This window comes from Xylophilus sp. GW821-FHT01B05, from assembly GCA_038961845.1.
GTDB lineage: Bacteria > Pseudomonadota > Gammaproteobacteria > Burkholderiales > Burkholderiaceae_C > Xylophilus.
The window spans coordinates 1,831,934-1,845,890 of sequence record CP152408.1 but is presented as its reverse complement, the minus strand read 5'-3'; the positions used below and the strand labels follow the sequence as shown (position 1 = coordinate 1,845,890).

The window sequence follows — 13,957 nt, the reverse complement described above, 5'->3', positions numbered from 1 at the left end:
AGGCACTTTTTCCTGATTAGGTACCTGCCTCAGACATGCGGAGGATGAGCAGAGGCTGGGGCTTGGTAGTAACAGCGGCGCGCAGCAAGCGAGCAGGCATGGAGGAGAGATCAAAGCGGCGGTTGAATCGATACGCAAACTCCGCCAGATAGCGCGCCGCATACTTGGCATGATCAAACGAGTGGTAGGTACCCGCCAGCGCGGTCTTCAGATTGCCTAGCATCGTGTTGACCCAGCGCAGTTCGGGCTTCTTAGCCGCCTCCCGTCCGCCACCGGTCACGTAGCGCTCGTGGGTAGCGCCGATCTGGCGCACCTGCGCAAAGCTGCGCAAGCCATCGGAGACCACGTGGGCCGTGGGAGCCAGGCTCTCTGTGGCCCAGACCTTGAGCGCCTCGTTCGTGAAGGCTGCAACGGGACTCAGGCGCATAAACCTCGGATGGCCTTCGGTATCGGTCTGCACCGCTGCCACAAAGGCTGACTTGCGCCAGGCCCCGCGCCCGCCGTGGATATGGCCGGCACGCTCGCCGCCCAGATAGGCGTCATCAATCTCCACCCGCTCATCCAGACGCCGCGGCGCCTCGCGCAACAGCATGGTCTGCATGAGCTTGTGCTTGACCAGCCAGGCCGTCTTGTAACTCACGCCCAGTTGGCGCCCCAAGGCCAGCGCGCTGATGGAGTTCTTGTGCTGGGTCATCAGATACATCGCCAGAAACCACACCCGCAGAGGCAGCTTGGTGTGCTCAAACACCGTGCCGACGATGCTGGAGGACTGGTAGCCACAGATCAGGCACTCCCACAGCTGGCGCCCATGGCCATTGCGCGTTTGAAACGAGCGTGAACATCCGCAGTGCGCGCAACGCCAGCCCTGGGGCCAGCGGGAGGCAAAGAGAGCGCTCTCGCACTGCTCCTCGTTGCCATAGCGCTCGTGGAACTGCAGCAGCGACAGGCCGGGCTGGAACTGGATGAGGTTCATGGACATGGGATGCCTCGCAGATAACTGGACATAAATCCAGTATCAAACATCCCAGCCAGAATTCAAGTCAGTCTGAGGCAGGTACCTAATCAGGCACTTTTTATTCATAAACCATCTGGCGGCCATGCCATTGCGCTGGCCGCCAGGGGCGGCGCTGACCAGTACCGTGGGGCCACGCCTGCCCCCTTCGCCCGGCCCGGCACCCAGCGCCACCGCTGGCTACACTCGCGGCACATCCCCCTTCCCTGCCGCGCCCGCGGCAAGCCCATGTCTGAACGCCAGCCGTCCGAGATCGCCCGCGAAACCCTGAAGCAGCTGGCGATCCGCAAGCTGGTGCCCTCGCCCGAGAACTACCAGGCGCTGTACGAGGAGATCGCCGGCAGCGCATCGCCCGGGGCGTTTCCTGAAGCCGCGCTGCGCCGCATCATGCAAGGCCTGCCCGGGCAGACGCCGGTGCAGAAGCGCCTGCTGACGCAGTTTGGTGCGGCGGTGGAGCAGCGCAGTTGGCCCGAACTGCAGCGCGCCCTGCACGGCTATGCCCAACTGGGCCTGGGCGCGGCAGCGGCCGATGCGGCGCCGCCTGCACCGCCCGCGCCCCTGCTGCCCACTGATCTGCTGGAACAGACCGCGCGGCTGGTCGAGAACATCCTGCCCGCGCTGGGCCCTGACGATGCCCGGCTGCAGGAAGGCGCCGCCCAACTGCTGCAGGCGCTGCGCCAGCCCGCGCCGGATGCGGCGGCGCTGCAGTCCATGCTGGGCAATCTGGCGTTCCGGTTGTCGTTTGCGGCCGAAGACCAGGCCGCCGTGCAGAAGGCGCTGCTGGAGTCGCTGCAACTGGTGTTCCAGAACATCAGCGAGCTCAGCACCGACGACCGCTGGCTGCGCGGCCAGGCCGATGCGCTGAAGGAAGCCGCCACACCGCCGCTGTCGCTGCGCCGGCTCGACGATCTGCAGCGCCGCCTGAAGGACGTGATCTTCAAGCAGTCCGAGGCCAAGGCGCGCAGCCTCGACGCGCAAGAGCAGATGAAGCAGATGCTGGCGAGCTTCATCGCCCGCCTGTCGCAGATGGCCGAGAGCAGCGGCATCTACCACGGCATGGTCGAGCGCTGCGCCGACCGCCTGGGCGCGGCGCGCTCGCTGGAAGAGATTGCACCGGTGCTGCAAGAGGTGATCACCGCCACCCGCGCCATGGCGCTGGACAGCCGCGTGCACCGCGACGAGCTGCAGGCGCTGCAAGAGCGCACCGCCGCCACCCAGACCGAGATCATCCGCCTGCAGCAGGAACTGGTGCAGGCCAGCGCCCAGGCCCGGCACGACCCGCTCACCGGCGCGCTCAACCGCCGCGGCCTGGACGAGGCCATGGAGCGCGAACTGGCACGCGCACGCCGCAGCAGCACGCCGCTGTGCCTGGGCCTGCTGGACATAGACAACTTCAAGAAGATCAACGACCGGCTCGGCCACGACAACGGCGACGCGGCGCTGGTGCACCTGGCCGACGTGGCGCGCGCCTCCATGCGCACCCAGGATTCGCTGGCGCGCCACGGCGGCGAGGAGTTCGTCGTGGTCATGCCAGACACCTCTCCCACCGCCGCCGTCGAGGTGCTGCAGCGCCTGCAGCGCGAGCTGACCAAGCGCTTCTTCCTGGCCAACAACGAGAAGGTGCTGATCACCTTCAGCGCCGGCGTGTCGGCCCTGTCCGCCCAAGAGACCCCGGCCGATGCATTGCGCCGCGCCGACCAGGCCATGTACCTGGCCAAGCGCGCCGGAAAAAATCGCGTGATGCTGGCGTAGTTCACGCACACCCCCAGGCTACGCGCTTCGCGTCTTCGCCAACCCCCTTTGCAGGGAGCACATCCAGCGGCCCGGCAAAGCCGGTTCCGCGGATGTCTGCGCATGGCCTGCTCCGCGGCCGTTGATCTTCGCCCCTGGCAGTCGGGAAACAGTCCTACCGGGTTCACGGCTGTACCGCGCCATACTGGTGCGCATGGCACGCCTGCACCTCGAATGGCTTCCCTCGCTCTCGCAACACATGCTGTTCGGCACGCTGGCCGTGCTGGCTTATGTGGTGACCACGCGCGCGCGCCACGAGCAGCGCGCGCCTTCCTCCGCCATTGCCTGGGTGCTGGGGCTGGCGCTGCTGCCCTACCTGGTGCTGCCGATGTACCTGCTGTTTGGCTCGCGCAAACTGCGCCCCGCCAGCCTGCCGCGCGTGCGCCGCGCCACGCCTTCCGGGCACTGGGCGCCCGAGCTGATCGAGAGCTTTGGCCTGGCGCCGCCTTCGGCCTGCAGCGTGCGCCTGCACCAGGACGGGCGCGAGGCGCTGGCCGCGCTGTGGGACACGATCTCGCTGGCGCGCTCGCGGCTGGACATCTGCACCTTCCTGATCGGTGACGACGACATCGGCCGCGAAACCGTCACGCGGCTGGCCGCGCGGGCGCGCGACGGCGTGCGGGTGCGCGTGATGCTCGACGGCTTTGGCGCCCTGGTGGCACCGCGCCGCTACTTCGACGAGCTGCGCGCCGCCGGCGCCGAGGTGGCCGTGTTCCGCCCCTTCCTGAGCCTGCGCAGCGTCGGCCCGCGCAACCTGCGCAACCACCGCAAGCTGCTGATCGCCGACAACGCCTGGCTCTGGTCCGGCGGGCGCAACCTGGCGGCCGAATACTTCACCGGCCGGCCCGGCGAGGCACCGTGGACGGACCTGTCCTTTGACCTGCACGGCGGCGTGGCGGCGGCCGCCGCGCACCAGTTCGAGCAAGACTGGGCCTCGGCCCGGCGCCAGCCGCCGCGCCCGGTGGCACGCCCGCCCGAGGCACCGCACGGCGCGCTGGCGCAGTTCCTGCCCAGCGGCCCCGACCAAACCGAAGACACGGCGCAGGCGCTGCTGATAGACGCCTGCTTTCGCGCGCAGCAGCGCATCCTGGTGGTCACGCCCTACTTCGTGCCCGACAACTTCCTGTGCGACGCCATGCGCCTGGCCGCGCGCCGTGGCGTGCAGATAACGGTCGCGCTGCCCACGCAATCCAACCACCGGCTGGCCGACTTTGTGCGCACCCGGCCCATGCGCGAGCTGGCACGCACCGGCGTGCGCTTTCGGCTGCTGCCGGCCATGGCGCATGCCAAGGCGGTGGTGGTGGATGACGTGCTGGCCATGTGCGGCTCGATCAACTTCGACCTGCGCAGCCTGCTGCTCAACCACGAGGCGGCGGTAGTGTTCTACAGCGAAGAGGAAATCGCCTGGCTGGAGCGCTGGATCACCGCCCTGGCCGCCACCGGCAGTGACTTCGACGCCAGCCCGCCCGGCCTGCTGCGCGACATCAGCGAAGGCCTGCTGCTGACGGTGGCCTTCCAGCTCTAACCCCTTTCTTTCCACATGCTCCACCCCGCTGAACTGCTTCAGGACTACGGCTACTACGCCGTCTTTTTTGCCGGCCTGCTGGAGGGCGAAACCATTCTGCTGCTGGGCGCCTACGCGGTGCACGAGGGCTATCTGCGCATGCTGCCGCTGATCGCCTGCGGCGCGGCGGCGGCCTTTCTGTCAGACCAGTTCTACTTCTTCCTGGGCCGGCACAAAGGCCAGCAGTTGCTGCAGAAGCATCCGAAGATGCAGGCGCGCTTCAACCGCGCCGTGCGCTTTGTTGCGCGCCACCCCACGGCCACGGTGCTGCTGATGCGCTTTGCCTGGGGCCTGCGCATTGCCTTACCGGTGGCGCTGGGCATGACGCGCATGCGTGCAACCTTCTTCGTGCCGCTGAGCGCGGTTGCCTCGGTGCTCTGGGCCACGGTGGTGGTCTTGCTCGGCGTCTGGGTCAGCGAGACGCTGAAGTCCCTGGTCGGCAGCCTGCGGCCCTATGAATTGGTGCTGATCGGCACGGCCGCAGTCATAGGGCTGCTAGTGGCCATCCGCCATATCCGGATGGCGTGATGAAGCGCTGGCGCATCCTGCTGCTGGCGGCATGCGTCTGGCTGCCGGGCGCGGCACAGGCCGCCGACACGCTGCGTATAGGCTCCAAGCGCTTCACTGAAAGCTACATCCTGGCCGAGGTGCTGGCCCAGCAGGCCGCCACTGCCGGCGCCGCCACGCGCATATCGCAGGGCCTGGGCAACACCGCCATCGTCTATGCCGCGCTGCAAAGCGGCAGCATCGATCTCTACCCCGAGTACACCGGCACCATTGCGCAAGAGATCCTGCGCCAGCCCGGCGCCACCAGCCTGCCCGCGCTGCGGCAGGCGCTGGCGCCGCTGGGCCTGGGCGTGGCGATTCCGCTGGGCTTCAACGACGGCTATGCGCTGGCGGTGCGCGCCGACGACGCCGATCGCCTGCAGCTTCGCACGCTGGCTGACCTGGCGCGCCACCCCGAACTGCGGCTGGGGCTGTCGAACGAGTTCATCGGCCGCGCCGACGGCTGGAAGGGCCTGGCCGGCCACTACCGGCTGCCGCAGACACCGCAGGCGCTGGACCATGGCCTGGCCTACGAGGCGCTGGCGCGGCGGCAGGTGGACGTGATCGACATCTACACCACCGATGCGCAGATAGAGCGGCGCGGCCTGCGCGTGCTGCAGGACGGCGATGGCTACTTTCCGCGCTACGACGCGGTAGTGCTGTACCGGCTCGACGTGCCGCAGCGCTTTCCCGCCGCCTGGGCCGCGCTGCAGCAGTTGGAGGGCCGGATTGACGAGGCACGCATGATCCGCCTCAACGCCCGGGCCGAGGTCGACGGCGCGCCCTTCGATGTGCTGGCGCGCGAAGTGCTCACGCCCCACACGGCAGACGCGCCCGCCGCGACGCGCGGCTTTCTTGGCAAGCTGCTGGGCCCCGACCTGTGGCGCCTGACGCGCCAGCACCTGGGCCTGGTCGCCGCAGCCGTGGCGCTGGCCGTGTTGGTGGGCGTGCCGCTGGCAGTGTTCGCCGCGCACCGGCCCCGGCTGCGCACACTGCTGCTGGGCGCGGCCGGCCTGCTGCAGACCGTGCCATCGCTGGCGCTGCTGGCCATGCTGATCTCTTGGCTGGGCGTGATCGGCACCGTGCCAGCGTTGATGGCGCTGGCGCTTTATGCGCTGCTGCCGGTGATGCGCAACACCGCTACCGGCCTGGCCGGCGTGCCCCAAGGCCTGCGCACCGCCGCACTGGCGCTGGGTATGACGCCGGGCCAGCGCATGCGGCTGGTCGAGCTGCCGCTGGCGCTGCCGGTGCTGCTGGCCGGCGTGCGCACCGCCACGGCGATTTCCATCGGCACCGCCACCATCGCCGCCTTCATAGGCGCGGGCGGCTATGGCGAGCGCATCGTCACCGGCCTGGCGCTGAACGACCGTGGCCTGCTGCTGGCCGGCGCGCTGCCGGCTGCGCTGTTGGCGCTGGTGAGCGAAGCGCTGTTCGAGCTGCTGGAGCGTGCGCTGCGGCCACGGGAAAATTTAGAAGAAAAGTAGCCAGATCCCCCTATACACGCCGGCTATTAGCTATATATTTCATAGCATCACCACCTGCGATACATCGGGCTCCCGCTGGGTCGGGATGAAGCGCTCGAAGCGCAGGCTCTCCATGTTGAAGATGCCGACCCTGTCGTTGGCCTGGCTGACAAAGGCCAGCGGCTGGTGCGGGTGGTAGCTGAGCGCGATGGCGCGGGAATCCATGGGCACGTGCGCCAGCTCTTTCAGCGTGGCCGGGTCCACCACCGACAGGCTGCGCTCGCCGTAGTTGGTGACCACCAGCCGGCCGTCGCGGTACAGGTAGAGGCGCGTGGCGTCGTCGCGCGAGGGGGCGCGGCGCACCACCTGCATGCTGTCGGTGTCGATGGCGCACAGCGTGTTGCTCCAGCGGCAGGTGACGTAGAGCGTTTTCTCGTCCGCACTCAGCGCATAGCCTTCGGGCTTCTCGCCCGGCGCGCAGGCCACCGGCACGGCGGCGGCATCGTGCGGCCGCACCTTGGTGACGGTGTGCGACAGCAGGTTCATGGCATAGGCCGTCTGCCCGTCGCGGGTCAGCGCGAACAGATGGCTCTTGATGCCGCCTACCGACACCGCGCGCCGCGGGGCGCTGTCGGTCTCGGGCTTGTCGATGACGACGAGCTGGGCGCGGTCTTCGCTCAGCACATAGAGCCGGCCGGCGGCGTCCATCTGCATGCCATGCAGCCGGTTGAAAGGCGCGATATCGATGGTGCGCGCCAGCCGCCGCGCCTGGATGTCGATCTGGAAGATCGACGTGCCGCCATGGCCCAGGTGGCCCGATGTCTCCACGCCGTAATGGCCGACATAGGCATAGCGCCGCGCGGCGTCCACCACGAACTCGTGCGGGAACTCGCCCAGCGCAATGCTGGCCATGCGCTCACCGCTGGCAATGTCGTAGTAGCTGAAGCAGTGGCTGCACTTTTCCACCAACAGCAGGGTTTCCTGGGTCATGGGTGTTGCGTTCTTTCGGTAGGAAGAGCGATGCGGTAGAAGCGCAGCGCATTGCCGCACATCACCGCATGGCGCTGCGCCGGGCTCAGGCCGTCCAGCATGCGGTGCACGCCGGTGACCAAGTCGTGGTAGCCAATGCGCAGGCCGGCCACCGGGAAGTTGCTGGCAAACATGCAGCGCTGCCAGCCAAAGATGGCGACGGTGTCGCGCACGATGCGGGCGTTGGCCTGCCAATCCCAGGCCTGGTCGCGCAGGCCAAATTCAGACAGCTTCACATGCACATTGGGCTGGCGCGCCAGCACCTCCATGCCGCTGCGCCACAGGCGCAGGCCCTCTTCGCTGCGGTCCCAGGCAAAGCCATGGTGGTTCAGCACGATGGGTATCTGCGGGAACAGACGCGCCACCTCGGCCGCCTCAGGCAAATGCCAGGCCGGCACCCGCAGGTCCCAGCTCAGGCCATGCCGGGCCAACAGCGAGAAGCCGCGCAGCCAGGCCTCGTCCTGCATGCTGCCGGGCTGGCCGCGCACGCTGTGCGCGGGCGTGGGCGCGGTCACCGGCTTGCTGCGAATGCCGCGCACCAGGGGGTAGGCGCAGTGCTGCTGCAAGCGCTCTTCGGTATCGGGGCGGTCGAACCAGACATGGGCCACCACGGCATTCGGGAAGCCGTGCGTTGCATGCACCTGGTGCAGCCAGGCGGTTTCGGCCACCTGCTGGTCGCGGGAGCGTTCGGCTTCCACATGCACCGTGGCCAGCACCGTAATGCCCTGGGCCGCTTGCCGGTAGTGGGCGGGCAGGAAGTCCTGTTGCAAGGCGCGGTGATCGCCCAGGAAGAAAGCCTGGGCGTCGTAGGCTTCCTGCAACCAGGGGTAGTGGCCCCGCGACAGATCCCAGAGATGGTGGTGGGCATCGACGACCTCGAGACCGGCGTCGATGCCCTCCGCAGCCAGGAGCAGATCAGCGCTCACAGCGTGCCGGCAGGGCCAGGGCGATCAGTGCGGCGATCACCAGCGACACCGCCAGGCTGATCACGCCCACGTTGGCGCTGTACTGCTGGATGAGAACGCCCACCGCATAGGGGCCGCAGAAGCCGCCAAGGTTGCCCAGGGCGTTGATCAGGCCGCGTGCGCCGCCGGCGGTCTCAGGGCTGCAGAGCTTGGGCGGGATGGTCCAGAACACGCCGGCCGCCGCCTGCAGGAAGAAGCCGCTGCCGATCAAGAACAGATAGGACAGCCAGATGGTCGCCTGGTAGTGCACCGACAGGAAAAGGCACAGCGCAAAGCCCAGCAGCGGTGCCGCCACGAAGGCGCGGCGCTGGCCGGTGCGGTCGGACCAGTAGGAGGTGGTCAGCATGCCGCACATGGTGCCGATGTAGGGCAGGATGGCCAGCATGCCGACCTGGCCCATGCCGCCGTGGGTGAGGTTCTTCAGGATGGTCGGCAGCCACAGGGTGTAGCCGTAGATGCCCACCTGGTAGAAGAAATTCAGCGCGATCAGCTGCCAGATGATGGGGTTGCGCAGCACCGCACCGAAGGAGGCCGAGACCACCGCGTTGCGAGCCGCAGCCTCGCGCTCCTCGCGCAGGGAGCTCAGGATGTAGTCCTTCTCTTCCTTGGAGATCCAGCGGGCCTTCTCCGGGTTATCGCAGGCAAAGGGAACCCAGATGGCCAGGAACAGCAGCGAGAGCGCGCCGGTGATGAAGAACAGCCAGCGCCAGTCCCACATCTGCAGTACCACGCCCGACAGTGGCGCGGTGATCATGCCGGCGATGGGCACGAACATGATGACCATGGCGTTGGCCCGGCCGCGCTCGCGGTCCGGAAACCAGTTGCCGACCATGGTGAGCACCACCGGCAGCATGCCGCCCTCGGCCACGCCCAGCAGGAAGCGCAGGGCGAGCAGTTGCCACGTCTCGGTGACGAAACCGGTCAGCACCGAGATGACCGCCCAGCTCACCAGCGACCAGGCGATGAAGCGCTTGCCGCCGCCCAGCGCGGCCAGCCGGCCGCCGGGGATCTGCAGGAACAGGTAGCCGACGAAGAAGATACCGCCGGCCAGGCCCGCCATGCTGGCGGTGATGCCCAGGTCGCTGCTCATGCCCCCGGCCATCGCGAAAGCGATGTTGACCCGGTCCATATAGGAGATGACGCAGGCCAGCAGGATGGGCGGGATGATGCGCAGCCAGCGGCTGCTGGGCACGGACGAATCCATCGCTGCCGCGGGCAGCGTGTGAATCAGGGTATTCATGTTGTCTCCGACTTGTTGTTTGTGCTTTCGGGGTCCGGGCGCCTATGGCCCGGTAGCTTTCTCAGTGCTGGATCACGACCAGCCCATCAGGCTCGCGGCCGGTGTCGAAGGCGTGCTGCAGCTCCAAGGTCTGCAGGTCCAGCCGGGCGACGGTGTTGTCGTTCAGCGGGATGTAGGCCAGGTCCTGGGCGGGGTCGAAGGCCAGGGCGATGGGCTTGTGCACCGTGGGCACCCGGCCCAGCTCGCGCAGGGTGCCGGGCTCATAGATGCCGATGGAGCGCTCGCCGTAGTTGGTCACAAACAAACGGCCGTCGCGCGAGAGGTAGATGCGGGTCGGGTCTTCGCCGGTGGGTACGGTGGCCAACACTTCCATGGTGGTGGCGTTGAGCATCGACAGGGTGGCGTCGTCGCGGCTGGCCACGTAGAGGATGGACTCGTCGCGGCTCAGGCAGCAGCCTTCCGGACGGCCGCCGACCGAGGCAGGCACCGGGGGCTGGCCGGCGTCGTGCGGATGCACCCGGGTCACGGTGTGCGAGCCGAGGTTGGTCACGTAGGCGACCTCGCCGTCGCGGCGCAGCACGAAGAGGTGGCTCTTCACGCCCCCCACCGGAACGGCGCTTTTTGGCGTTTGCTGCTGGTGCGGCTGGTCGAAGACCAGCAGCATGTTGTCGTGCTCGCTCAGGGCGTAGACGCGGTTCTGCCGGTCAATCTGCAGGCCGTGGATGCGGTTGTAGGGCGCGCAGTCCAGGCTGGACACGTGTGTGCCCTGGGCGATGTCGACCACGAAGACCTCGTGGCCGCCCAGTCCTTCGTGAGCGTAAGTCTGCACGCCGTAGTGGCCGACAAAGGCGAAGCGGCCTTCGGAGTCCACCACGAACTCGTGGGGATAACTGGGCAGTTGGGCGCTGAAGGCGCGGGCGCCGGTGTGCAGGTCGTAGCCGCTGAAGCTGTTGCCGAATTTCTCGACGAGCACGGCCTTGGGGGATGTGGTCATGGGGTTTGTCTCCGCAATCCTGTTGAAGTTGTAGAACGTGTTCAGCGCGCCCAGCGCAGCACCAGCGGATCAAGCCGCCGCGCCGTCTCGATCAAGCCCTTGCGCACCTCCGGATGCAGCCCCGGCCACGGGTGGCGCGGTGCCTCGCAGGCGATGACGCCGCCCTCTTTCATCAAGGCCTTGGCCGCGAGAAAGCCGGCCTGCCGGTTCTCGTAGTTGATAAGGGGGAGCCAGCGCTGGTAGAGGTTGAAGGCCTGGTCACGGTCGCCGCTGCGGTGCGCTTCGATGATGGGTCGAATGCCGTCGGCAAAGGCGCCGCCGGTCATGGCGCCTGTGGCCCCGGCGTCCAGGTCAGGCAGCAGGGTGATGGCTTCTTCTCCGTCCCAGGGGCCTTCTATGGCTTCTCCGCCCAGGCGGATGAGTTCGCGCAGCTTGCTGGCAGCGCCTGCGGTTTCGATCTTGAAGTAGCTGAGCTGCTCGATCTCCTTGGCCATCCTGGCCAGGAAGGCGGCCGACAGCACGGTGCCGCTGGCGGGGGCGTCTTGCACCATGATCGGAATCGATACCGCATCCGACAGCCGGGCGTAGAACTCAAAGATCTGCGGCTCGGGGAAGCGGAAGCTGGCGCCGTGATAGGGCGGCATCACCATCAACATCGCCGCGCCCATGTCCTGCGCGCGGCGGCTGCGCTCGGCGCAGACCTGGGTGCTGGTGTGGGTGGTGGTGACGATCACCGGCACGCGGCCGGCGACGTGTTCCAGCACGGCGCGGGTGAGCACTTCGCGCTCGTCATCAGAAATCAAGAACTGCTCGGAGAAGTTGGCGAGGATGCAGATGCCATCGACGCCGGAGTCGATCATGAAGTCTATGCAGCGCTTCTGGCTGGGCAGGTCGAGCGCACCGGCCTCGGTGAAGGTGGTGGGCGCTACCGGGAAGATGCCGCGGTAGCGTGGCTGGGAAAGGCTTGGGCTCATAGGGTGGACGGTGGCATAGGGTGGATGTCACTCCGAAAAGCACCGCGGAACCGGCTTTGCCGGGCCGCTGGTGCTGCCCCCGGCAGGGGGTTGGCGCAGCGACACGAAGTGCGCGAAGCCTGGGGGCGAGCTACTGGATATCGAATTGGTCGAGGAACTCGGTCTTCAGCGTCAGGCCCAGGCCGGGCACGTCGTCCTTCAACTGCACAAAGCCGTTCTCTGCCACCGGCTCACCGTCGAAGATGTAATAGAACAGCTCGTTGCCCACTTCCACGTCGAACATGGGGAAGTACTCGGCCATGGGCGATGCGATGGTGCTCATGGTCAGGTGGTAGTTGTGCATCTGGCCCGCATGCGGAATGACCGGCACGCTGTAGGCCTCGCACAGTGCATTGATCTTGTGCGCCGCGGTGATGCCGCCCACGCGGTTGGTGTCGTACTGCACCACGCTGACCGCCTTCTTGTCGAGCAACTGCTTGAAGCCGTAGAGGCTGAACTCGTGCTCGCCGCCAGAGATGGGGATGCTGGTGAGCTGGTTCAGCTCGGCATAGCCGTCTATGTCGTCGGCGATCACCGGCTCTTCTACCCAGCGCGGCTGGAACTTTTCCAGCTTGGGCAGCATGCGCTTGGCGTATTCCAGGTTCCAGCCCATGTAGCACTCAAGCATCAGGTCACTGTCGTAGCCGATCACTTCACGGATGGCTTCGACCGCCTTCAGGTTCTCTGCCACGCCCTTGGTGCCATGCGCCGGGCCGTAGCCAAAGCGCGACTTGAACATGGTGAAGCCCTGGTCCAGAAACTTCTGCGCCTCGTCCTGCATTTCCTTCAGGTCGGTGCGGTAGAGCTTGCTGTAGTAGCAGGGAATTTTTTCCTTGGTGCGGCCGCCCAGCAGCTTGAACACCGGCTTGTTCACGCTCTTGCCCAGGATGTCCCAGATGGCCAGGTCTACCGCCGAAATCGCCGCCATGGTCACGCCCTTGCGGCCCCAGGCGTGGGTGCTGCGGTACATGCGCTGCCACAGGTATTCGTAGTCCCATGGGTCCTGGCCAATGACCAGCGGCGCCAGGTACTGGTCGATGATGGCCTTGGCAATGGCCGGTGCCAGCGCCACATTGCCCAGGCCGACGATGCCGTCATCGGTCTCGATCTCCACCACCGTCCACGAATGGAAGCGGAAGGTGCTCATGCTCTCGGTGTTGGAGTACACCAGGTCCATGGCGTTGGAGCAGAAGTTGCCCTGCGGCGGAACGGTCTTGCCCTTCCATTGGAAAACACGGGCGCGGACGGACTTGATCTTCATGGCGATATCTTTAAGGGGGATGGAAGGGATCAGGCGGCGGCAAGCGCCTTGCTGCGTTGGGCAATACCCATGCGGCAGGCGATCTGGAAGGCTTGCCAGGTGGCTTCGACACTGGCCTTGCCCTGGCCCGCGATGTCATAGGCGGTGCCGTGGGCCGGCGTGGTGATGGGGATGGGCAGGCCGCCCTGCACCGTGACGCCGCGGCTGAAGCCCAGCAGCTTGATCGCTATCTGGCCCTGGTCGTGGTACATGGTGACGATGGCCTGGTACTCGCCGGCCTGCGCCTTCAAAAAGATGGTGTCGGCTGGGAACGGGCCGTGGAAGGGTGCGTCGGTGGGCCAGCTGCGTGCCTGCAGCGCCTTGACGGCCGGCGCGATGATGTCGATCTCTTCGCGCCCGCAGACACCGCCGTCGCCGCCATGCGGGTTGAAGGCCGCAATCGCCACCTTGGGCGCCGCAATGCCGCTGGCCAACAGCGAGCGGTAGATCAGCTCAGACGCCTGCTGGATGCGCTCCACGCTCAGGTAGCTGGCCACATCCTTCAGGGGCACATGCGAGGAAATGCGCGAGGTCCACAGGTCACCCAGGGTGTTGAACTCGCAGAAGTAGCCAGTCACGCCCAGGTGCTGGGCGAAGTGGTGCAGCTCGTCTTCATGCTGCATGCCACCGATCTTCATGGCCTGCTTGTTCAGCGGCGCGAAGCAGATGGCGTCGATGTCGCCGGCCAGGGCTGCGTCCATGCAAAGGTCCAGCACCTGCAGCACCGAGCGGCCGCCGGGCGCCTCGGCGCGGCTGCGGTGCACATCGGCCTGGGCCACGGTGTCTACGGCCAGGAAGGCCGGGCGCGCGCTGCTGGCGCGGCCACGCACTGCGGCCAGGGAATCGATGGCGTCGGTCGCCACCTGCAGGCCGGCGATCTGCTGGCCTTCTTCCCACAGCCAGCGGTCACCCACCAGCACGATGTTGGCGCGCTGCGCGGCCTCGGGTTTGGCCAGCAGGCGCGCGATCAGCTCGGCGCCAATGCCGGCGGGGTCGCCCAGCGTCAGGGCCAGCACGGGCTTGTCGGAAGAGGTCATGGG

General features: G+C 67.2%; 12 protein-coding genes. 4 read left to right on the top strand and 8 right to left on the bottom strand.

Going from position 1 to position 13,957, the window contains the following annotated elements; translation table 11 throughout:
* Window positions 1-16: 16 nt before the first annotated feature.
* Window positions 17-979 carry an IS1595 family transposase gene (locus tag AAFF27_08670; protein ID XAH25249.1) on the bottom strand — a complete coding sequence of 321 codons (963 nt, stop codon included), beginning with the start codon at window positions 977-979 and terminating at the stop codon, window positions 17-19.
* A 261-nt stretch (window positions 980-1,240) separates the two neighbouring features.
* Between AAFF27_08670 and AAFF27_08665 the strand changes: the two genes are divergently transcribed.
* The 4 genes from AAFF27_08665 to AAFF27_08650 all read left to right on the top strand — a co-directional run bounded on the left by AAFF27_08665 (window position 1,241) and on the right by AAFF27_08650 (window position 6,397).
* Entirely contained in the window at window positions 1,241-2,764 is a 1,524-nt protein-coding gene (locus AAFF27_08665) for a GGDEF domain-containing protein (GenBank protein XAH25248.1), read from the top strand.
* Window positions 2,765-2,957: 193 nt separating this feature from the next.
* Window positions 2,958-4,328, top strand: coding sequence for a phospholipase D-like domain-containing protein (locus tag AAFF27_08660; protein ID XAH25247.1), 1,371 nt, complete (start codon window positions 2,958-2,960; stop codon window positions 4,326-4,328).
* A 15-nt stretch (window positions 4,329-4,343) separates the two neighbouring features.
* Window positions 4,344-4,895: a DedA family protein gene (locus AAFF27_08655; GenBank protein XAH25246.1), complete on the top strand. Its 552-nt coding sequence runs from the start codon at window positions 4,344-4,346 to the stop codon at window positions 4,893-4,895.
* The gene (locus AAFF27_08650; GenBank protein XAH25245.1) at window positions 4,895-6,397 is read left to right on the top strand and encodes a glycine betaine ABC transporter substrate-binding protein; all 1,503 of its coding nucleotides are present in this window, start codon (window positions 4,895-4,897) and stop codon (window positions 6,395-6,397) included. The genes AAFF27_08655 and AAFF27_08650 overlap by 1 nt, the downstream gene beginning before the upstream one ends.
* A gap of 39 nt (window positions 6,398-6,436) precedes the next feature.
* On the opposite strand, the gene AAFF27_08645 is transcribed toward AAFF27_08650, so the two are convergent.
* The 7 genes from AAFF27_08645 to AAFF27_08615 form a co-directional block, all read right to left on the bottom strand.
* The gene (locus tag AAFF27_08645) at window positions 6,437-7,366 is read right to left on the bottom strand and encodes a YncE family protein (protein XAH25244.1); all 930 of its coding nucleotides are present in this window, start codon (window positions 7,364-7,366) and stop codon (window positions 6,437-6,439) included.
* Complete coding sequence (locus tag AAFF27_08640; protein XAH25243.1) at window positions 7,363-8,331, bottom strand: amidohydrolase family protein; 969 nt, start codon at window positions 8,329-8,331, stop codon at window positions 7,363-7,365. The genes AAFF27_08645 and AAFF27_08640 overlap by 4 nt, the downstream gene beginning before the upstream one ends.
* Window positions 8,321-9,610, bottom strand: a complete 1,290-nt coding sequence (locus tag AAFF27_08635) for an MFS transporter (protein XAH25242.1) — start codon at window positions 9,608-9,610, stop codon at window positions 8,321-8,323. Before AAFF27_08635 ends, AAFF27_08640 begins: the two co-directional genes overlap by 11 nt.
* Before the next feature lie 61 nt (window positions 9,611-9,671).
* The gene (locus AAFF27_08630; GenBank protein ID XAH25241.1) at window positions 9,672-10,604 is read right to left on the bottom strand and encodes a YncE family protein; all 933 of its coding nucleotides are present in this window, start codon (window positions 10,602-10,604) and stop codon (window positions 9,672-9,674) included.
* A gap of 41 nt (window positions 10,605-10,645) precedes the next feature.
* A complete protein-coding gene (locus tag AAFF27_08625; protein ID XAH25240.1) occupies window positions 10,646-11,578 on the bottom strand; it encodes a dihydrodipicolinate synthase family protein in 933 nt (310 codons plus the stop codon).
* Between the two features lie 130 nt (window positions 11,579-11,708).
* A complete protein-coding gene (locus tag AAFF27_08620; protein ID XAH25239.1) occupies window positions 11,709-12,878 on the bottom strand; it encodes an L-rhamnonate dehydratase in 1,170 nt (389 codons plus the stop codon).
* A 29-nt stretch (window positions 12,879-12,907) separates the two neighbouring features.
* Entirely contained in the window at window positions 12,908-13,954 is a 1,047-nt protein-coding gene (locus AAFF27_08615) for a 4-hydroxythreonine-4-phosphate dehydrogenase PdxA (GenBank protein ID XAH25238.1), read from the bottom strand.
* Window positions 13,955-13,957 lie beyond the last annotated feature (3 nt).